Source organism: Bradyrhizobium sp. ORS 285, from assembly GCF_900176205.1.
Taxonomy (GTDB): Bacteria; Pseudomonadota; Alphaproteobacteria; order Rhizobiales; family Xanthobacteraceae; genus Bradyrhizobium.
In genome coordinates, this window is record NZ_LT859959.1 from 4,357,800 (window position 1) to 4,377,087 (window position 19,288).

Annotated in this window: 15 protein-coding genes; 5 read left to right on the plus strand and 10 right to left on the minus strand. The window is 66.6% G+C overall.

The window, feature by feature from the left end; genetic code table 11:
* Window positions 1–65 precede the first annotated feature (65 nt).
* Window positions 66–3,209 (minus strand): efflux RND transporter permease subunit, encoded by a 3,144-nt coding sequence (locus BRAD285_RS19680; RefSeq protein WP_006609080.1) that lies wholly within the window; start codon window positions 3,207–3,209, stop codon window positions 66–68.
* 30 nt (window positions 3,210–3,239) lie between these two features.
* Entirely contained in the window at window positions 3,240–4,421 is a 1,182-nt protein-coding gene (locus BRAD285_RS19685; protein WP_006609081.1) for an efflux RND transporter periplasmic adaptor subunit, read from the minus strand.
* Between the two features lie 1,544 nt (window positions 4,422–5,965).
* Here BRAD285_RS19685 and BRAD285_RS19695 point away from each other — a divergent pair.
* Both BRAD285_RS19695 and BRAD285_RS19700 read left to right on the plus strand, forming a co-directional pair.
* Complete coding sequence (locus BRAD285_RS19695) at window positions 5,966–6,997, plus strand: dienelactone hydrolase family protein (RefSeq protein WP_371507723.1); 1,032 nt, start codon at window positions 5,966–5,968, stop codon at window positions 6,995–6,997.
* A gap of 99 nt (window positions 6,998–7,096) precedes the next feature.
* Complete coding sequence (locus tag BRAD285_RS19700; RefSeq protein ID WP_006609084.1) at window positions 7,097–7,582, plus strand: hypothetical protein; 486 nt, start codon at window positions 7,097–7,099, stop codon at window positions 7,580–7,582.
* 312 nt (window positions 7,583–7,894) lie between these two features.
* On the opposite strand, the gene blaOXA is transcribed toward BRAD285_RS19700, so the two are convergent.
* From blaOXA to BRAD285_RS19720, 4 genes are all read right to left on the minus strand, one after another.
* Window positions 7,895–8,713, minus strand: coding sequence for an OXA-1091 family oxacillin-hydrolyzing class D beta-lactamase (gene blaOXA / locus BRAD285_RS19705; protein ID WP_006609086.1), 819 nt, complete (start codon window positions 8,711–8,713; stop codon window positions 7,895–7,897).
* Between the two features lie 83 nt (window positions 8,714–8,796).
* A complete protein-coding gene (locus BRAD285_RS19710; protein ID WP_006609087.1) occupies window positions 8,797–9,078 on the minus strand; it encodes an EscU/YscU/HrcU family type III secretion system export apparatus switch protein in 282 nt (93 codons plus the stop codon).
* Complete coding sequence (locus tag BRAD285_RS19715) at window positions 9,075–10,712, minus strand: flagellar hook-length control protein FliK (protein WP_006609088.1); 1,638 nt, start codon at window positions 10,710–10,712, stop codon at window positions 9,075–9,077. The genes BRAD285_RS19710 and BRAD285_RS19715 overlap by 4 nt, the downstream gene beginning before the upstream one ends.
* 62 nt (window positions 10,713–10,774) lie before the next feature.
* Window positions 10,775–11,557 (minus strand): ATP12 family chaperone protein, encoded by a 783-nt coding sequence (locus tag BRAD285_RS19720; RefSeq protein ID WP_006609089.1) that lies wholly within the window; start codon window positions 11,555–11,557, stop codon window positions 10,775–10,777.
* A gap of 90 nt (window positions 11,558–11,647) precedes the next feature.
* On the opposite strand from BRAD285_RS19720, the gene BRAD285_RS19725 reads away from it, so the two are divergent.
* Window positions 11,648–12,088: a hypothetical protein gene (locus tag BRAD285_RS19725; RefSeq protein WP_006609090.1), complete on the plus strand. Its 441-nt coding sequence runs from the start codon at window positions 11,648–11,650 to the stop codon at window positions 12,086–12,088.
* A gap of 3 nt (window positions 12,089–12,091) precedes the next feature.
* Here BRAD285_RS19725 and BRAD285_RS19730 read toward each other — a convergent pair whose 3' ends face one another.
* The gene (locus BRAD285_RS19730; protein WP_006609091.1) at window positions 12,092–13,498 is read right to left on the minus strand and encodes an RluA family pseudouridine synthase; all 1,407 of its coding nucleotides are present in this window, start codon (window positions 13,496–13,498) and stop codon (window positions 12,092–12,094) included.
* 106 nt (window positions 13,499–13,604) lie between these two features.
* Here BRAD285_RS19730 and BRAD285_RS19735 point away from each other — a divergent pair, with 106 nt between their 5' ends.
* Window positions 13,605–14,552, plus strand: a complete 948-nt coding sequence (locus BRAD285_RS19735; RefSeq protein ID WP_050886716.1) for an alpha/beta hydrolase — start codon at window positions 13,605–13,607, stop codon at window positions 14,550–14,552.
* Between the two features lie 226 nt (window positions 14,553–14,778).
* Here BRAD285_RS19735 and BRAD285_RS19740 read toward each other — a convergent pair whose 3' ends face one another.
* From BRAD285_RS19740 to BRAD285_RS19750, 3 genes are read right to left on the minus strand one after another with little or no spacing between them, the layout of a single operon-like run.
* Complete coding sequence (locus BRAD285_RS19740) at window positions 14,779–16,113, minus strand: replication-associated recombination protein A (protein WP_006609093.1); 1,335 nt, start codon at window positions 16,111–16,113, stop codon at window positions 14,779–14,781.
* Window positions 16,110–17,504 carry a DegQ family serine endoprotease gene (locus BRAD285_RS19745; RefSeq protein ID WP_006609094.1) on the minus strand — a complete coding sequence of 465 codons (1,395 nt, stop codon included), beginning with the start codon at window positions 17,502–17,504 and terminating at the stop codon, window positions 16,110–16,112. The genes BRAD285_RS19740 and BRAD285_RS19745 overlap by 4 nt, the downstream gene beginning before the upstream one ends.
* 60 nt (window positions 17,505–17,564) lie before the next feature.
* Window positions 17,565–17,942 (minus strand): helix-turn-helix domain-containing protein, encoded by a 378-nt coding sequence (locus tag BRAD285_RS19750; RefSeq protein WP_006609095.1) that lies wholly within the window; start codon window positions 17,940–17,942, stop codon window positions 17,565–17,567.
* A gap of 117 nt (window positions 17,943–18,059) precedes the next feature.
* Here BRAD285_RS19750 and BRAD285_RS19755 point away from each other — a divergent pair, with 117 nt between their 5' ends.
* The gene (locus BRAD285_RS19755; RefSeq protein WP_006609096.1) at window positions 18,060–19,076 is read left to right on the plus strand and encodes a zinc-binding alcohol dehydrogenase family protein; all 1,017 of its coding nucleotides are present in this window, start codon (window positions 18,060–18,062) and stop codon (window positions 19,074–19,076) included.
* The last annotated feature ends 212 nt before the right edge of the window (window positions 19,077–19,288 follow it).

The window sequence follows — 19,288 nt, forward strand, 5'->3', positions numbered from 1 at the left end:
TCCCTGAGGATATCACGAGCCGAGACGAGCAAGAACCGGCGTCCCGGCATCGTGCGGACCAGGCCCTAATGCGCAGCCGAAGGCACCTCCTCCTTCGGCACTGCGGCGACCGCCGACTTGCCGCGCGTGAAGAACCGGATCACCATGACGAAGAATACCGGCACCCAGAACACGGCCAGGAAAGTCGCCGTGATCATGCCGCCGAGCACGCCGGTGCCGAGCGCCTGCTGGCTGGCGCCGCTCGCGCCGGTGGCGATCACCAGCGGCACGACGCCGAGGATGAAGGCGAGCGACGTCATGATGATCGGCCGGAAGCGCAGTTCGCACGCCGTCACCGTCGCCTCGATCAGCGGCGTGCCGCGGGCCCGAAGGTCCTTGGCAAACTCGATGATGAGAATGGCGTTCTTGGCCGACAGGCCGATGATGGTGATGACGCCCACCGTGAAATAGACGTCGTTGGGCAGGCCGCGCAGCCAGGCGGCGGCGACCGAGCCGATGAGGCCGAGCGGCACCGCGAGCATCACGGCGAACGGGATCGCCCAGCTCTCATACAAAGCGGCCAGGCACAGGAATACGAACAGGATCGACAGGCCGAGCAGGAACACCGCCTGCGATCCCGCCAGCTTCTCCTGCAAGGACTGCCCGGTCCAGGCGTAGCCAAAGCCCTTCGGCAGCGTGCCCATCAGCCGCTCCATCTCGGCGATCGCGTCGCCCGAGGTGTAGCCGGGCTTCGGATTGCCGGTGATGCGCACCGACGGATAGCCGTCGAAGCCGACGACCTGGGTCGGCCCGACCGACCAGGCGATGCGGGCGAACGAGGAGAAAGGCACCATCTCGCCGGCATTGTTGCGGACGCTGTAGGTCAGCAGATGATCGGGCTTGGTACGCTTGTCCTCGTCGGCCTGGACGACGACGCGCTGCATGCGCCCGAGATTCGGGAAGTCGTTGATGTAGTTCGAGCCGAGGCTGGTCGACAGCGCGCCGTTGATCGCGGCGAAGGTCACCCCGAGCGCGGCCGCCTTGGCGCGGTCGATCTCGAGACGCACCAGCGGCGCCGGCGGCAGGCCTTCGACGCTGAGCTTGCCGAGCACGGGCGATTCCGCCGCGGCCTTGAACAACTGGTCCTTGGCCGACATCAGCGCGTCGTAGCCGCGCTGCGAACGGTCCTGCAGGCGGAAGCTGAAGCCCGAGGTGTTGCCGAGATTGTCGATGGGGGGCGGCGCCAGCACCGAGACTTCGGCGTCACGGATCTTGGCCAGTTCCGGATTGAGACGCGCGATCAAGGCGTCCGCACTCTCGTTGCGGCCGCGTTCCGACCAGTCCTTCAGCGTCACGAAGGCCTGCGCCGTGTTCGAGCCCTGGCCGTAGAAGCTGAAGCCGGCGATGAAGGACACCGTGTCGATGCCGGGCGTCTCCGCGAGCTTCTTCTCCACCGTCTGCACCACGTCGAGCGTGCGGTTGGTGCTGGCGTCGGCCGGCGTGAGCACGTCGACCATGACGAAGCCCTGGTCGTCGACCGGCAGGAAACCGCCCGGCAGCCGCCACAGCGAATAGCCGAGCCCGGCGAGCAGCAGCACATAGATGATCATGAACCGGCCGCCGCGCGCGACGACCCAGCGCGTCGCGCCGGTGTAGCGTTCCGTCACCCGGCCGAACCAGCGATTGAACCAGCCGAAGAAGCCGCGCTTGGCATGGCCGTGGCCCTTCTCGATCGGCTTGAGCAGGGTCGCGCACAATGCAGGGGTCAACGACAGGGCCAGGAAAGCCGAGAAGCCGATCGACACCACCATCGACGCCGAGAACTGCTGATACATGATGCCGACCGAGCCGGGGAAGAAAGCCATCGGCACGAACACCGCCATCAGCACCAGGGTGATGCCGATGACCGCGCCGGTGATCTGCTCCATCGCCTTGACAGTGGCCTCGCGCGGCGAGAGCCCCTCCTCCGCCATGATGCGCTCGACGTTTTCGACCACGACGATGGCGTCGTCGACCAGGATGCCGATCGCGAGCACCATGCCGAACATCGTCAGCACGTTGATGGAGAAGCCGAGGCTGAGCAGCACCGCGCAGGTGCCGAGCAGCGCGATCGGCACCACGATCGTCGGAATCAGCGTGTAGCGGATGTTCTGCAGGAACAGGAACATCACCAGGAAGACGAGGATCACCGCCTCGCCCAGGGTCATCAGCACCTTCTTGACCGAGGCGGCGATGACCGGGGTGATGTCGTAGGAGACCTCGTATTTGACGCCCGGCGGGAAGAACGCGGCGAGCTCGGCCATCCGCGTCTTCACCGCCGTCGCCGTGGCGAGCGCGTTGCCGCTCGGTGCCAATTGCACCGCGACCGCGGCGGCCGGCTTGCCGTCGAGCCAGGACGAGAAGGCGTAGGTCAGGCCGCCAACCTCGATCTTGGCCACGTCCGACAGCTTGACCGTGGAACCGTTGAGATTGGCGCGCAGCACGATGTTGCCGAACTCCTCCGGCGATTCGAGCTGCCCCTTCACCAGCACGGTGTTCTGCGTGCGCTGCGCCCTGGGCGACGGCGGCACGCCGAGAATGCCGGAGGCGACCTGTGCGTTCTGCGCGGCGATCGCGGCATCGACGTCCTGCGCGGTCAGGCCCAGACCGAGCAGCTTGTCCGGATCGAGCCAGATACGCATCGCGCGCTCGGAGGCAAACAAGCGGGCACGGCCGACGCCCGGCAGGCGCCGCAACTCCGGCAGCACGTAGCGGGTGGCGACGTCGCCGAGACCGATTTCGTCGAGGCTGCCATCGGTGGAGGTCAGCGTGACGAATTGCAGGATGGCGCTCGAGGCCTCGAGAATGACGATGCCCTGCTTGCGCACGGCCTCCGGCAGGCGCGGCTCGATGCGCTTGATGCGGTTCTGCACGTCGACCGCGGCGAGCTCGATATCGGTGCCCGGCTTGAACTGGGCGATGATCTCGACTTCACCCGTGGTGTCGCTGGTCGATTCGTAGTTCAGGATGCCGGCGGCGCCGTTCAGCTCCTCCTCGATCAGGCGCGTGACGCTGTAATAGAGGTTCTCGGTCGACGCGCCGGGATAGGCGGTCGAGATCGAGATCGAGGGCGGCGCGATGATCGGATATTGCGCGACCGGCAGGAACGGAATCGAGAGGATGCCGCCGAGACAGATGAAGATCGCCACGACCCATGCAAAGATCGGACGTGCGATGAAAAAGGGTGACATGTGAGATGCTCTCCGGGCCGCAGGCCACGTTTACTTCGCAGCGGACGGCTTGTCGGCGACCGACATCTTCCACGGCACCGGCGTGACCGCACTGCCGGGCGCGAACTTCTGGAAGCCGTCGACGACGATTTTCCAGCCGGGCTTGAGACCATCCTCGATCAGCATGCCGCCGTTGAGCGAGCGCCCGAGCCGCACCGGCTGCAGGTTCGCCCGCCCCTCATTGTTGACGACGTAGACGGCGCTGTTGCCGGCCGTCGTCCGCTGCACGGCCTGAACAGGCACGACGATGCCAGCAGTGTCGATCGCCTCCTCGATCTGAACGCGCACATACATGCCGGGGAGCAGCTCGCCCTCCGGATTCGGAAACTCGCCGCGCAAGGTGACCTTGGCCGTGGACGGATCGACGCTGACATCGGAGAACAGCAGCCGTCCGGCATGCTTGTAGGTCGAGCCGTCGTCGAACACGAGACGGACCCGCGCCGCCTCGGGCGACACGCTCTTGAGCCGGCCTTCGGCAAGATCGCGCCGCAACTGATTCAGTTCGTCGACGGACTGCGTGAAGTCGGCATAAACAGGATCGAGCTGCTGGATGGTCGCAAGATGCGTCGTCTCGTTGGGATTGACCAGCGCGCCTTCGGTCACCAGCGCACGTCCGATGCGGCCGGAGATCGGCGCCCGCACCGTGGCCCAGTCGAGATTGAGCTGCGCCTGCGCCACCGAGGCCTTTTGCGAAGCGACCTCGGCCTGAGCCTGACGCTCCGCCGCTACGGCGAGCTCATACTGCGCCTGCGTGGTCGCCTCGCCCTTCAACAGGTTCTTCAGTCGGTCTTCCTGCCGATCGGCCTGATAGAGCACCGCCTCGGCCTTTGCGAGCGCGGCGCGCGCCTTCTCGAGCTCGACCTCGAACGGAGCCGGATCGATCCGGTAGAGTACGGCGCCCGCCTCGACCATCGCGCCCTGCTGAAAGCTGCGCTCGACGACGATGCCGCTGACGCGCGGACGGACCTCCGCAATCCGCATCGACGTGATCCGCCCCGGCAGATCCTTGGTCAAGGTCACCGGCGCCGAGATGACATTGACGACGCCGACCTCCGGAGGATTGCTGGTCCCCGGCGCTGACGCGGCGTTAGGGTCACTACACGCCGCAAGCGTCAGAAGCAATGCGGCGCAGACCGTCGCACCGGCAGAACGGATCAACTTCTCTCTCAACATGAAGCCCATCTGATTACTTCGCGGCGCGCATAGTTCTGAGGTTGCTTCAAGGCCGGTCCGATCACTGAATAAGGACCGGTGGCCCTGCCCCAGGCCGTCGCTCACAAACTTGGCGCGCCGTATACCACGGTCGCGAGCTGACGGACTTTCGTGCGGCGGTTACATAGTTGACCTGTTAGCTCACAGCCAGCTTCTTTCCTGAACAAAACGCCGCCTGCGACAATGACGCCGTGGACGGTCGACGGCGGCTGCGCACTTTGTCGCGGTCTTCCAGTTCGATGCGGGTCATGAGATCGCGCATGAGCCCGCAACGATAAGACGACCGCATATCCGTTACGGATCAGTGACGCTGCAGACTGCGCGACATTTTTTCGCGGGGCTCGCTACTCATCAGTCTCGCTTTCCAAGGCGGCCCAGAGCGCATTGTCTTCGATTGACAGCTCCCGGCGCGCAATACCCACAGGGTTTCGTCGAGCTGCTAACGGACCGTTCACGATGTCGTCATCTGGTGTCATCACACCAACTCCGTTGATGTCACTGCGTGACATCATCCTCTCGATGTGCATCGACGCGGACGCGTCAAACAGCGGATATGACGCAGCGATCCCGCGGCGACTTGCGCCCGAGCTTTGCATTCGGCCAACCTCTTCTCTGGAAGAAGAGGCGCAGGGAAGACCGGGTATCGACTGACACCCGCGGTCCGCGTGCAACAAATAAGCACGCGGCAGAACCACAGGTTCAGCCAAATATCCGGCCTTCCCTGCGCGACGGTTTTGCGACTTATAGGTGCTCTCCCCGGGGACCGGCTGTCTTGCCCCCGTCACCAGCGGATCATCACCACCGGCTTGGTCTCAGCGTCGGGAGACCAGGACCACACCATTTCGCCGTCGCCTCACTCCGTTCGTCGGCCCGGCTGTGACACCAGGCTGCAGAGCGACGCGCCCATCGCATCTCCGGCTCGACGCTCGTGACGATCGCGAAACGTCCCTCTTCAGCGAGCGGGGATGCGCTGATTTGTGCAGCTGATTTGCCCGACACGGCAAGTCTGACGACCGCGACAAACTGGCACGACGGGCAGTTCACGCATGTGCATCATGCGGAGATTGCCCGTCGTGCAACGTCCACGGCGACACGAGCTGTCAGAAATCCGGGCGTCAGGATACTCTAGGCGATATCGTCACGAGCATTTCGATGCCCGCAGCAATCATCAGGATTGCTCGTCCTCGGGGCGCAGCGGAGTTCGGCACCAATCGATTTCCTCCAGCGAGCGCGTCGCGTCCGCATCGCATTCCTTTCGGAGGCAATGATCAGCTGCATTCGTTGTCGCTGCGTTGGTAGCTCGGCGGCCTGCCTGCCGCAGCGCACCACGCTGCAGGCAGATCACGTTCTCCACTGCTGTCCATATCGCAGCTTCATGTGGCCGTTTGACAGCATCGCAACGCATCGTTCTACTCGGGTGCGACGCTGCACAACAAGCGGCGACCAGGAGGACGGCCATGGAGCGACGCATCAATGCCGTGCCGGCGGTGTCCGCGACGCGCGGGATGTTTGGTTTCCAATGGACGATACCATACGTAGTGCGGCGCTCATGGGCCTGGACGGCCGTGGCGGTGCTGACGATCCTCAGTCTCGCGCTTGCCAGCAGCGCGAACGCTCAAGGCATCACCAAGGATGTGCCGGCCCGGGTCGAGATGTATCCGATCCCCTCGTTCACGCTGTCCGATCGGCAGTTCCTCGCAGGCGACGACGGCGGCAAGCCGGTCACGGTGGTCGGCGAGCTGCGCGTGGCGCAGGGCAGCGGCAGGCTGCCGGTGGTGGTGCTGATGCATGGCTCTGGCGGCGTCGGCGCCAACATCGCGGCCTGGAGCCGCACCTTCAACGCCATGGGGATCTCGACCTTCGTGATCGATGGCTTCACCGGGCGCGGCATCACCGCGACGAGCACCAACCAGGCGCTGCTCGGCCGGCTCAATTTGATCATGGACATCTATCATTCGCTCGACGTGCTCGCGAAGCACCCGCGCGTCGATCCCGAGCGCATCGCGCTGATGGGCTTTTCGCGCGGTGGGCAGGCAGCCCTCTATGCCAGCCTGGCGCGTTTCCACAAGCGCTGGAACACCTCCGGGCTGCAATTCGCCGCCTACATCCCGTTCTATCCGGATTGCTCCACGACCTATCGCGACGACACCGAGATTGTGGCGCGGCCGATCCGGATCTTTCATGGCGGACCTGATGACTACAACCCGGTGCGGACCTGCAAGGCCTATGTCGAGCGGCTCAAGGCTGCGGGGCGCGATGTCGAGCTGACCGAATATCCGGATTCGCCGCATGGCTTCGATCTCGGCCTGCTCGGCGCCAACATGCTCGCCCTCGCGCCGAAGGCGCAGACCGTGCGCAACTGCCGGATCGTCGAAGCCGACGGCGGCATGCTGATGAACGCCGAGACGCAGCAGCCCTTCACCTATCAGGACGCCTGCGTCGAACTCGATCCGCATGTCGGCGGCAACCCGGCCACCGCGGAAGCCGCGCGCCAGGCGGTGACGGACTTCCTGCGCGCGCTGTTCAAGCTCTCGTGACCAAAATAAAACGATTTGGATCAATTTTTGAGGTGACGGATCGAACGTATCCGGTGTTCCTGCGTTGTCGCTCGCTTTTCGACGATGAAACGGAGCCCGATGATGCGCGCCTCTCGCCTTGCCATTCCGACTTTGCTCACCGCCCTCGCATTCGGGAGCGCAGCCCATGGCGCGCCCGCCTCGCCGTTCCGCGCGCTGGAGGGCGCCTGGACCGGCGGCGGCGTCATCAACCTGTCCGACGGCAACCAGGAGCGGCTGCGCTGTCGCGCCGCTTATGACGTGGGCGGCGCCGGCGAGCAGTTGCGGCTCAACATCCGCTGCGCCAGTGACAGCTACAATATCGACCTTTCCAGCGACGTCGCCTATCGCGGCGGCGAGATCTCGGGGCAATGGACCGAGTCGAGCCACAACGCGTCCGGTACGATCGAGGGCCGCGCCGTCGGCAACCGAATCGAGGCCCAGGCGCGCGGCCAGACCTTCTCCGCCGGACTGGCGCTGACGACGAGCGGCAAGCGGCAGACGGTGTCGATCCGGCCGGCAGGCACGGACATCAAGGGCGTCGATCTGGAGCTGGCGCGGCGGTGATGAAAACGTAGGGAGGGCAAAGGCGCGCAGGCGCGACGCATTGCGTCGCGCCGAGCACCGTGCCCACCACAGCAGATGCGTCGTGCGAGATGGTGGTCACGGCGCGTTACACGACCGCTCACAACTCACAGCCTGCCTCGCGCCTTGGCCCACCCTACGACTCTGCGTCCATGGCCATGGCAACTCTCCCCCGTCATTGCGAGCGCAGCGAAGCAATCCAGGGTTCAGGGTGAGACTCTGGATTGCTTCGTCGCTTCGCTCCTCGCAATGACGTGGTAAAAGCGTGGGCTACCAATAACAGGGTAACGAAGATCAGAGCGCGCCGATGTCCTTCAGGCACGCCTGAGTCAGCGTCATGCGGGCTTCGACGTGGCGTGGTTCGGGGCAGTCCATGTTGAGCGCGAATACGGTGGGCTGGTCGCCCTTGTCGACCCAGCCGACCATCCAGCCGAGCGAGCCTTGCTCTTTTCCAAGCAGTCCCGACTTGGCGTGAATCACCGCATCGCCGACCTTGGTGGTCGGGATGATGTCGCGCGTCAGATCCTGGCTGCGCTTCGAGACCGACAACGCGCCTCGCCGCAGCCGGTCGACGAAATCGACCTGCTCCACCGGATCGATGCGCAACGCGCCGGTGAGCCAGAACTGATCGATGCCGCCGCCGATGTCGTGATTGCCGTAGTCGAGCTCCTCCAGGAATTTCTGCATGCGCTCAGGCCCGATGCGGCGGGCGATCTCCTGATAGACCGGCACGGCGGAGACGGCGATCGCGCTGCGCAAGGTATGATCCTTGTTCCAGGCCTCGATCGGTCTTGTGACGCCGTCCCATTTGAAGATGTCCTTATCGGGATCTTCGACCACGCCGGTCTCCAGCGCGATCAGCGAGTTTGGGATCTTGAAGGTTGAGGCCGGCAGCCTTGCCTCGTTGGAGCGATCAGTGTCGCTGGCGATGATCAGATACTCCTCGACCTTGTAGGCGAGGAACGTGCCCTTGGTGCCGAGCTCGGTGAAGCGTTGCGCGAGGCCGGCGCGGATCTCGTTGCGCGGTGGCGCCACATGGGCGAAGGCACGCGCGGGCAGCAGGCTGGCGCCGGCCATCAGGCCAAGGGCGTGGCGGCGGCTCATCATCGGCATCGTGTATTTCTCCGTCGAAGTCCGCCCCTCCCTATCACAGGGCGATGACGAGCGAAGCATGACGGAGATCACGATGCGGCGCGCTAGCGGACCGGCCGCGACAGATTGAGCACAAACACCAGCACTTCGGCGACCGCCTTGTAGAGCTCTTCCGGGATCTCGTCGCCGAGCTCGACATTGGAGAGTGCGCCGGCCAGCACCTCGTTCTCCTCGATCGGGATGTCGTGCGCTTTCGCGACCTCGATGATCTTGGCGCCGATCGTGCCCTTGCCCTTGGCGACGACGCGCGGGGCGCCCTGGCCCTTGTCGTAATGCAGCGCGACGGCAAGCTGGGTCTTGCTGGCGGCCTTCACGTCGATGCTCATAGCGCGCGATCCAGGAAATGGCCGGCCTTCGGCGGCATCGCCGCGGGCGGCGCGCCGTCCTGCACGACGAGATCGCCGGGCGACAGTTCGGCGCGGCTGAGCGCCTGGCTCAAATCGGAGAGACCGGCGCGCAGCCGCGCGGCGGTGACCGGGCGCTCGGCCCACATCCGCACGGAGGTCCGTTCGGCGTTGAAGGAGATCAGCGCATGCACCGGGCCGGCGGGCTCGACGTCGAGCGAGAAGCGCGCGCGCCAGACGCGCTTGGCGGCTTGCGGCGACTGCGTGCCGCCATCGCGCGAGATCTCGAACTGCGCCATCGCCGTGCCCTGCGGCGTGGCGAACGGAATCTCGAAATTCCAGCGCGGCTGCGTCGCATCGTTGCGCGGGGCCGATGCGTCGGGGCGATCGGGCAGCGAGGCAACCTGCAGCAGGGTCTGGCGTGACAGCGCCTGGTCGGTCTCGTCGAGCAGGCGATGGGCGATCGCCGGCAGCGGCGAATCCTGATTGAGCGTCGGCGTCGCGACGTGCTGCGGCACCGGCGCGCCACCACGGAACGGCGGTGGCGGCGTGTTGGTGCGGACGACGACCTCACCGCGGCCATTGCGGCCGGGAACGAGGCCGGCAGCGCGCGGAATCTGCTGCTGCGCCTCCTGCAAGACAGCCAGCACCGCACCAGGGGTCAGTGACTGCGCCTTGGCGCCGGTCAGGCTCTCGAGCAAGGCCGAGCCGGTGAAGCCGGTAGAGGCCGCGTCAGGCCGCGCCATGCCGGTGCCCCAGGGCTGGGACGGCAGCTCGATCTCGATGTCCGGCACCAGCGAGGGCGCGGCGTTCTGTTGCGCGGCCGCGGCGCGCCCCGCTTCCGACAGCACCGAGGCATAGGAGGCGCCGGACTGCGGCGTCGACGCGGTCGTGCCGGCATCGACCGTCTGCAGCACCGCGGCCAGCGTCTGGCGCAGCACGATCAGGGCGGCCTTCAGGTCCGAGGGCGCCGATGCGGTGCTGCCCTTGGCGAGCGAGGTCTCGAGGAAGAGGCCGGAGTTCTGGACCGCGGCTTGAACATCATCCGCCGTCAGCGCGGCTGAGAGCGGCGTCTGCTGCGCCAGCACCTGATTGACGGCGGCGCGCAGCGCGGGCGGCAGGTTCGGCGAGTCGGCGACCGCCTGGAGATCGGCGAACAGCTGGCCCTGGCTGCCCTGCCGGGTCGCCGCCTCTTCGCTCGCGATCGAGACCGCCAGCCGCTCCAGCCCGGTTAAAGGGTCCGGCGGCGGCGCCAAGGTCGGCGCGAGGCGGCCGGTGACATCGACGACCGTCGCGGCGGGAGTCGGCGTGCCGCTGGTGCCGGAGGCCGTGCCCTGCCCGACGATGGCGAGCTGCAGACCTTGTGCAGTCTGCGAGACCGCGACCTGCACGAATTGGCCGGCCTGCAGCGGCAGCTCGGTGGCGAGCTCCAGCGACAGGTTTCCGATCGCGACCTGGACCAGATTCTCCGCGAGCACCTGCTGCACCCTGGCGCTGACCAGCGCACCGACCTGCAGGGTGGTGCCCGACGTCGCGTTCGGTGTCGCGCTGGTCGCCGCAGTTCCCACGCTGCGGACGGCGCTCACTGATGGCGGCGGGGTGACACTCTGGACCATGCGCGTACTCGGGTTACGCGCGGCAGACTAGCGTCTCGCCCTAAACCCGGCGTTAACCGGGCTCAGCTGGCGGCGTCGACCGCCCTGAGGATGCGGACGGCCGCGAGATAGTCGACCTGCCGGGCGGCGCGGCGGCTCATGGCCTCCTCGTCGGCGCCCCATTGCTCGATATTCCAATCCTCGTCGACATTGGCCGCGGCCCAGACCTGGTCGGCATCGCGAATGCCATGCGCCAGCGCCAAGGCGAGCAGCGCCGAGCCGGTCACGGTGGTCACGACATGCGCGGCCGCGACAGCCCACGGTCCGGTCGGCAGCGCTTCCCGCGCCGCCTGCACGGCAGCGTCCGGCTGGGTCACATGCATGATGCCTTCGGAGAGGATGAAATGGGCGCCGAGCGTGTCGCGCGCCCAGTCCAGCACCGGGTCCCAATGCGCGGCCTCCTGCTCCACCAGCCCCTCCGGATGACCGGCCCGGTAGAACAGCAGGTCCGACTGGAGGTATCTGGCCATGTCCTCGCGGACGTCCTCGACGCGGTCGACCACCGACTGCACCACGCTATTGGCGAAGCGGGTCAGCGGCATGGTCGCGGGATCGATGGTCTCGCCTTGCGCACCCCATTCCGCGGCCACCGCCTCGGCAAGCTCCCGGACGGGAACGACGACGACGCGGCCCGAGGGTGTACGGATCGGCCGGCCATCGAGCGTGACGTGATGGCCGCCCTCGGCCTCGGCCGTGCCGGCGTCCTTGTAGAAGCGCTTGCGCTGCGGCGTCCGCATCGCCTGCCGCGCCGCCTCCTGCGGATCTGGCTTGCCCTGGCCGACCACCTCGTCAAACAGCTCACGCATCGGAATTCCGGCCCTCTTGCAGGGAAGATCACACGAGATCGATTGTTTGCGCGGTAGATAAGGCCTGATCGATCGAAATGCGAGCCGGCGATGCGCCTCCTGCTCTCTGTCCTCCTCCTGCTCGGCAGCGCCGTCTCCGCCGCCGCCGGCTTTCGCACACCGGAATCGCTGGTGCGCAACATCTATGCGCATTACGGCCAGGGAACGCCGGAGCTCTCCGCCGGACTGCCGCATACGGACGAGGTCGCGGCGCAGTTCTTCGATCCGAGCCTCGCGAAGGCTTGGATCGCTCCGCGGCGCGAGCCCTACGACTTCCTGGTGCAGAGCCCGCGCTGGAAGCTCGGTCCAGTGGCGATCTCGATCCTGCGCAAGCAGTTCGACAGGACCTATGTCGCGGCGAGCTTCGACAACCAGGGCCGCCGCGTCTCGCTCAACTTCATCGTGGTCAAGGGACCGGATGGCTGGGTCATTCTCGACGTCGAGACCCCGCACGATTCGCTGCGGCTGTTCCTGGAGCAGTTCAGGAACTGAGGCTCACTCCTCCGGCGCGTTCTCGATCGGGTCGAAGCGGTCGTGCTCGAGGCCGAGCAGGTTCCAGGATTGCAGCATGTGCGGCGGCAGCGGCGCCGTGGCGTCGATCACGCCGCCGCGCGGATGCGGGATGACGATGCGGCGCGCCAGCAGATGCAGCCGGTTCTGCAGGCCGCCGGGCAGCGACCAGTTCTCGATGTTGAAATATTTGGGATCGCCGACGATGGGATGGCCGATATGGGCCATGTGCGCGCGCAGCTGATGGGTGCGGCCTGTCACCGGCTTCAGCGACACCCAGGCGAGCTTGTTGGCGGAGGCCTCGACCACCGCGTAGTAGGTCACCGCATGGCTGGCGCCCTCGTCGCCATGGGCGGCGACGCGCATGATGGTGTCGTCCTCGCCCTCGTCCTTGGCGAGATAGGTCGAGATGCGGCCCTGCTTCGGCTTGGGCACACCGGCCACCAGCGCCCAATAGACCTTGCGGGCGGAGCGATGACGGAAGGCGCCGGTCAGATGCGTCGCCGCGAAGCGGGTCTTGGCGATCAGGAGACAGCCGGAGGTCTCGCGGTCGATGCGGTGCACGAGCCGCGGCTTCTGGCCCTTGGCGTCGCGCATCACCTCCAGCATCTGGTCGATGTGGCGCGTCATGCCGGAGCCGCCCTGGACCGCGAGTCCGGCAGGCTTGTTGAGGACGAGGACGTCGTCGTCCTCGTACAAGGTCATCGCCTCCAGGCTGTCGAGGGTCTTCTGCTCCGCCTCCGACAGCACGCCCGCGACCTTCGGCGCGTCGAGCTTGAGCGGCGGAATGCGGACGGTCTGGCCTTCCTCCAGGCGGTCCTTGGAGTCCGCGCGCTTGCCGTTCACCCGCAGTTCGCCTTTGCGGACGATGCGCTGGATGTGGGAGAACGACAGGCCGGGAAAGCGCGCCTCCAGGAAGCGGTCGACGCGCATGTTGTTCTCGTCGGCCGACACCACGACGGTCTGCACCTTGGTCGGCAGCACCGTGGTCTCCGGCTCGGGCTTCGGCGGCGGAGGCGCAGCGACCGGCTTGCGCGCGGACCGCTCGGCGCCGAAGCGCGCGGGCTTGGCCGCCGCGGCGCGCTTGCCGCGCGGCTCGAAGCTCTCGCGCCGGTCCTCGCGCTCGCCGCGGGGGGCGCGGACGCGATCACCCTTGCCGCGCCCGAACTCGCTGCGCGGTGCGGCGTCACGTTCGCCAGCAAAGCGCTCGCGCCGCGGACGCTCGTCATCCGTCCGCTTCACCGGCTCACGCTTCGCCGACTCGCGCTTGGCGGGCGCGCCGCTGCTGCGCGCGGCCTCGCTCTTGGGGCGCTCGCTCTTGGGCCGCTCGCTGCTGCGGCGGTCGGTCGGGCGGTCGGATCGGGTCTGGGTTCGCTTGATGCGGCGGCTCATGCGTGGTGCCTATCGCAAAAGCCCCTGCCAGTCACGGCGAATCCGCGATAAATCCGCCCGGCAACGCGCTACCTTGCACGAATCGGATGCGATCGGAGCTGACCTGATGATGCTGACCAGACTGGCTTTGACGATCCTGACAGCCGCGCTGACGCTCGGTGCCGCACAGGCGCAACAGAGCCCGATGCCGGACGACATTGCCTGGAAGCTGATCGAGATCGGCCGCGCCATCGACCCGCCAAAGACGGCGGCGATCTACGCGCCGTTGCAGGCTCGGGAACCCTACACCGGCGTCAAGGTCCAGCGCGACCTCCGCTACGGCACGGCCGAGCGCAACCTGCTCGACGTCTTCACGCCGGAGACCGCGGCGGCTGCGCGCCCAATCCTGATCTTCGTGCATGGCGGCGCGTTCATCGGCGGCAACAAGCGCACCACGCCGGACAGCCCGTTCTACGACAACATCATGCTGTGGGCGGTGAAGAGCGGCTTCATCGGCGTCAACATCACCTATCGCCTGGCGCCCAAATTCCCCTGGCCCGCCGGTGTCGAGGACGTCGCCAGCGCGGTGCAGTGGGTGGCCGCCCACGCCGCCGAGAACGGCGGCGATCCCGCACGCATCTATCTGATGGGACACTCCGCCGGCGCGGTGCATGTCGCGACCTATGTGGCGCATCCCGAATTCCACAAGGTCGGCGGCGGTGGCCTCGCCGGCGCGATCATGGCCTCCGGCATCTACGACCTTACGGCGACGCCGCTCGGCGACCAGGAGATGGCCTATTTCGGCACCGATCCCTCGCGGTTCAAGGAACGCTCGTCGCTGCAGGGTTTGCAGGCGTCGAGCCTGCCGCTGATGATCGCCTCCGCCGAGATGGACCCGCCGCGGTTCGTCGAGCAGTTCGATCTGTTGAAGCAGGCGGCATGCAAGCGGCTCTCAGGGTGCGCGCGTGCAGTGATGCTGCCGCAGCATAGTCATATGTCGGAGGTGTACTCGATCAACACCGACGACGACCGGCTGACGCAGGAGATCGCGGAATTCGTGCAGACCGGGAAGTAGCGACGCACTCTCTTCACCTTCATTGCGGGGCGCGCGTCAGCGGGGCGCGCGACTGCCCTGTAATGACGCATAGAGAAGCACGTGCGCTCTCTCCGCCGTCATTGCGAGCGCAGCGAAGCAATCCAGAGTCCCGCCCACCACCCTGGATTGCTTCGCTGCGCTCGCAATGACGTGGTGTAGGCATCGGACAACATAAATGAGACAGCCCGCAGCGACGTGCGTATCCCTACTCGCCCCGCTCCTTCCTGAGTTTCGCCCAGTAGTCCAGGCGCTTCCTGATTTCGCGCTCGAAGCCGCGCTCGGGCGGGTCGTAGAACTGCTGGCGACCCAGCGCTTCCGGGAAGTAATCCTGCCCTGAAAACGCGTCCGGTGCATCGTGGTCGTACTGATAGCCGGAGCCATAGCCTTCGCTCTGCATCAGCTTGGTCGGGGCGTTCAGGATGTGCTTGGGCGGCAGCAGTGAGCCGCCCTCTTTCGCGGCGCGCTTGGCGGCGCCGAAGGCCTTGTAGGCGGCGTTGGATTTCGGCGCGGTCGCGACGTAGATCACCGCCTGGGCGATCGCGAGCTCGCCCTCGGGTGAGCCGAGAAAGTCGTAAGCATCCTTGGCGGCATTGGCGATGACGAGCGCCTGCGGATCGGCGAGGCCGATGTCCTCCACCGCCATGCGGACGATACGACGGGCGAGGAACAGCGGATCCTCGCCGGCGTCTAGCATGCGGGCGAAGTAGTACAGCGCGGCATCCGGATCCGAGCCGCGCACCGATTTATGCATCGCCGAGATCAGGTTGTAGTGGCCGTCGGCCGACTTGTCGTAGATCGGCGCGCGACGCTGCAGAATCTCCTGCAACTGCGCCGCGTTGAAGATCTCGCCCTTGCGCGCCGAGCGCCAGACTTCCTCGGCCAGCGTCAGCGACGCCCTGCCGTCGCCGTCGGCCATGCGGATCAGCACGTTTCGCGCGTCATCATCGAGCGGCAGCTTGCGGCCTTCGATCGCCTCCGCATGGCTGTAGAGCTTCTCGATCGCGGCGGCGTCGAGCGAATGAAACACCAGCACGCGCGAGCGCGACAGCAGAGCGGCGTTGAGCTCGAAAGACGGATTCTCGGTGGTCGCGCCGACCAGCACGACAGTGCCGTCTTCCATGACCGGCAGGAATGAGTCCTGCTGCGCGCGATTGAACCTGTGCACCTCGTCGACGAAGAGAAGCGTGCCCTGCCCGGTCTCGCGGCGCGCACGGGCTGCGTCGAACACCTTCTTCAGGTCGGCGACGCCGGAGAACACCGCGGAGATCTGCTCGAAATGCAGCTCGGTGGCATCCGCGAGCAGCCGCGCCACCGTGGTCTTGCCGGTACCCGGCGGGCCCCAGAAGATCAGCGAGCCCAACGTGCGCGTCTCCAGCATGCGGGTCAGCGCGCCGTCGGGCCCCAAGATGTGATCCTGTCCGACCACATCGGAGAGCTTGTGCGGGCGCAGCCGCTCCGGCAGCGGCCGCGGCGCATCGTGCTCCATCCCCGCCGCGGCGAAGAGGCTTGGACCTCCCTGCTGGGGACGTTTCGGACTCATCCGCCGAGCGTGACGTTGATCTGCTGGCCGCCGCGCAGCACGGTGATGCGCCAGATGCGGGCGGCTTCGCGCGAGGCCTTGTCGAGATCGGCGGTCTTGGCGATCTTCTGGTTGTTGACCGCCATGATGATGTCGCCCTTCTGGAAGCCGACATTGGCCGCGGTGGTGCCGTCGCCCGGCTCGAGCACGACGACGCCCTCGGTGTCGGCATCGAGATGCAGCTCGTCGGCCACCGCCGGCGAGATGTTGGCGACCTTGGCGCCCTGGAACGGCGAGCGGCCGTTGATGACCATCTCGTTGCGACCGGTGTCCGGCGCCGTCTCCAGCGCGACCGCGACCTTCACCGGCTTGCCGCCGCGCTGCACCTCGATCTGCGCGGTGCCGCCGAGCGGACGGGTGGCGAAGCGGTAGTCGAAGGCGTTGGGATCATCGACGGTCTGGCCGTCGATCGAGACGATCAGATCCGACGACTTGATGCCGGCGCGGGCCGCCGGGCTGTTCGGGGTGACGCTTGCGACCAGCGCGCCGGTCGGCGAGCGCAGGCCGAGGCTTTCGGCGATCTCCGGCGTCACCGCCTGCAGCCGCGCGCCGAGCCACGGACGCTTCACCGCCTTGCCGCCGGCCTTGGCCGACGCCACGACGACACGAACCATGTTCGCCGGGATCGCGAAGCCGATGCCCTGCGAGCCGCCGGATTTCGAATAGATCGCGGTGTTGATGCCGGCGAGACGCCCGGTCATGTCGACCAACGCGCCGCCGGAATTGCCGGGATTGATCGCGGCATCGGTCTGGATGAAGAACTGATAGTCGGTGATGCCGACCTGCGTGCGCGCGAGCGCCGAGACGATGCCGTGCGTCACGGTCTGGCCGACGCCGAACGGATTGCCGATCGCGAGCACGACGTCACCGACCAGCAGGTCATCCGAGTTGGCGAGCTCGAGCGTCGGAAACTGCTCCTTGGTGCCCTTCAGCCTGAGCACCGCAAGATCGGTGCGGCTATCCTTGAGCACGATCTCGGCTTCGTACTCGCGCTTGTCGGCGAGCGACACCTTCACCTCGTCGGCGCCCTCGATGACGTGCACGTTCGTCACCACGAGACCGGAGGCGTCGATCATCACGCCCGAGCCGAGCGAACGCTGCATCTGCTCCTGCGGGCCGCCCTGCAGGCCGAAGAAGCGGCGGAAGACGGGATCGTCGAGGAAGGGGTTGCGGTTCTGCACCACCTTGGCGGCGTAGACGTTGACGACCGCCGGCTGCACGCGCTGCACGATCGGCGCATAGGACAGCCGCAGCTCGGCCTGGGATTGCGGCACGCGCCGGTCCTGCGCCGCGAGCGGAGACGCGGCCAACAGCGAGAACAGCAGGACCACGGTGGAGCGAATCAACGTCATGCGAACAATCCTGGGAAAATGACGGCCTCGATATAGGCGGAACGGCCGGTGCGGCCAAGCTCAGGCGGTCTGATGCGGCGTTTTGATGGTCTCTGCAACCGGGGCGCAGGACAGCCGTTCATGGTGGCGCTCGCCCCAGCTCCTGAGCACCTCGATGACCGGCCGCAGGCTCTCGCCGACTTCCGAGAGGCTGTACTCCACCCGCGGCGGCACCTCGGCGTAGACCTTGCGGACCACCAGCCCGTCGTCCTCCAGCGCGCGCAACTGCTTGGTCAGCATGCGCTGGGTGATGCTCGGCATCAGCCGCTTGAGCTCGCCGAAGCGCTGGCTGCCGCCCTGCAGGTGGTAGAGGATGACGCCCTTCCACTTGCCGTCGATCAGGTCGAGCGTGGCTTCGACCGCGCAGCCGGGGCGGCGGGCGAAATTCTTCCGTTTCATGGCGTTTTGGCCCAATAGTATCCAAACGGGGACTAGTTCCCCATTTTTACAGTACTTGTCGAAATGACGCCAGCAGGACAAGTAGGCCCTATCGAAAGGCCAGCCAGGAGGTTGTTCATGAAGGCCGTCGGTTACCAGCAGTCTCTGCCCATCACCGAGGAGCGCGCGCTGTTCGATTTCGAAGCCGCCAAACCCGAGCCCAAAGGGCGCGATATCCGCGTCGCGGTGAAGGCGATCTCGGTCAATCCCGTCGACACCAAGGTGCGCAAGCGCGCGGCGCCGCCCGCCGGCGAGACCAAGATCCTCGGCTACGACGCCGCCGGCGTGGTCGAGGCCGTCGGCCCCGAGGTGACGTTGTTCAAGGCAGGCGACGAGGTGTTCTACGCCGGCTCGATCCTGCGCCAGGGCACCAATGCCGAATTCCATCTGGTCGACGAGCGCATCGTTGGACGCAAGCCCAAGAGCCTCTCGTTTGCGGAGGCCGCCGCCCTGCCCCTGACCTCGATCACCGCCTGGGAGCTCCTGTTCGATCGCCTCGGCGCCATCCCCGGCAAGAGCCTCGACGACCGCACGTTGCTGATCACCGGTGCGGCCGGTGGCGTCGGCTCGATCCTGATCCAGCTCGCCCGCCGGCTTACCGGGCTCACCGTGCTCGCCACCGCGACGCGGCCGGAATCGCGCGACTGGTGCCTGTCGCTCGGCGCCCATGCGGTCGTCGATCACGCCAAGCCGATGAAGGAGCAGATCGACGCGCTGAGGCTGCCGCCGGTCGGCCTCGTCGCGAGCCTCACCCACAGCGACCAGCACTACAAGGCGATCGCCGAGTTCATGGCGCCGCAGGGCAAGTTCGGCCTGATCGACGATCCCGCCGAGTTCTCGATCGCCGCCTTCAAGGGCAAGGCGATCTCGATCCACTGGGAGTCGATGTTCACACGCTCGATGTTCACGACGCCCGACATCATCGCCCAGCACAATCTGCTCAACGACGTCTCCGACCTGATCGACAAGGGCGTCATCCGCACCACGCTCGGCGACAACTACGGCACCATCAACGCGGCCAATCTCAAGCGCGCGCATGCGCTGATCGAGAGCAACACCTCGCGTGGCAAGATCGTGCTGGAGGGATGGGGTTAGCTGATAGTCCGTAGGGTGGGCAAAGCAGCCGCCGCAGGCGGCAGCGTGCCCACCGTCCATCAGCACATTCCGCTGCGCGATGGTGGGCACGGCGCCACTGCGAGCTCGCCCGCTGAAAGAGCTTACCTTCGCCTTTGCCCACCCTACGACCCTTCTCTGTTGCGGCATCGACCATCAAACCCGCAACCCCCGCTCTCTCCGTCATTGCGAGC

Excerpts from the sequence above, each read along its gene's own strand:
- BRAD285_RS19680 (WP_006609080.1), bottom strand. The coding sequence starts at position 3,209 with ATGTCACCCTTTTTCATCGCACGTCCGATCTTTGCATGGGTCGTGGCG.
- BRAD285_RS19685 (WP_006609081.1), bottom strand. The coding sequence starts at position 4,421 with ATGTTGAGAGAGAAGTTGATCCGTTCTGCCGGTGCGACGGTCTGCGCC.
- BRAD285_RS19695 (WP_371507723.1), top strand. The coding sequence starts at position 5,966 with ATGTTTGGTTTCCAATGGACGATACCATACGTAGTGCGGCGCTCATGG.
- BRAD285_RS19700 (WP_006609084.1), top strand. The coding sequence starts at position 7,097 with ATGATGCGCGCCTCTCGCCTTGCCATTCCGACTTTGCTCACCGCCCTC.
- blaOXA (WP_006609086.1), bottom strand. The coding sequence starts at position 8,713 with ATGCCGATGATGAGCCGCCGCCACGCCCTTGGCCTGATGGCCGGCGCC.
- BRAD285_RS19710 (WP_006609087.1), bottom strand. The coding sequence starts at position 9,078 with ATGAGCATCGACGTGAAGGCCGCCAGCAAGACCCAGCTTGCCGTCGCG.
- BRAD285_RS19715 (WP_006609088.1), bottom strand. The coding sequence starts at position 10,712 with ATGGTCCAGAGTGTCACCCCGCCGCCATCAGTGAGCGCCGTCCGCAGC.
- BRAD285_RS19720 (WP_006609089.1), bottom strand. The coding sequence starts at position 11,557 with ATGCGTGAGCTGTTTGACGAGGTGGTCGGCCAGGGCAAGCCAGATCCG.
- BRAD285_RS19725 (WP_006609090.1), top strand. The coding sequence starts at position 11,648 with ATGCGCCTCCTGCTCTCTGTCCTCCTCCTGCTCGGCAGCGCCGTCTCC.
- BRAD285_RS19730 (WP_006609091.1), bottom strand. The coding sequence starts at position 13,498 with ATGAGCCGCCGCATCAAGCGAACCCAGACCCGATCCGACCGCCCGACC.
- BRAD285_RS19735 (WP_050886716.1), top strand. The coding sequence starts at position 13,605 with ATGATGCTGACCAGACTGGCTTTGACGATCCTGACAGCCGCGCTGACG.
- BRAD285_RS19740 (WP_006609093.1), bottom strand. The coding sequence starts at position 16,113 with ATGAGTCCGAAACGTCCCCAGCAGGGAGGTCCAAGCCTCTTCGCCGCG.
- BRAD285_RS19745 (WP_006609094.1), bottom strand. The coding sequence starts at position 17,504 with ATGACGTTGATTCGCTCCACCGTGGTCCTGCTGTTCTCGCTGTTGGCC.
- BRAD285_RS19750 (WP_006609095.1), bottom strand. The coding sequence starts at position 17,942 with ATGAAACGGAAGAATTTCGCCCGCCGCCCCGGCTGCGCGGTCGAAGCC.
- BRAD285_RS19755 (WP_006609096.1), top strand. The coding sequence starts at position 18,060 with ATGAAGGCCGTCGGTTACCAGCAGTCTCTGCCCATCACCGAGGAGCGC.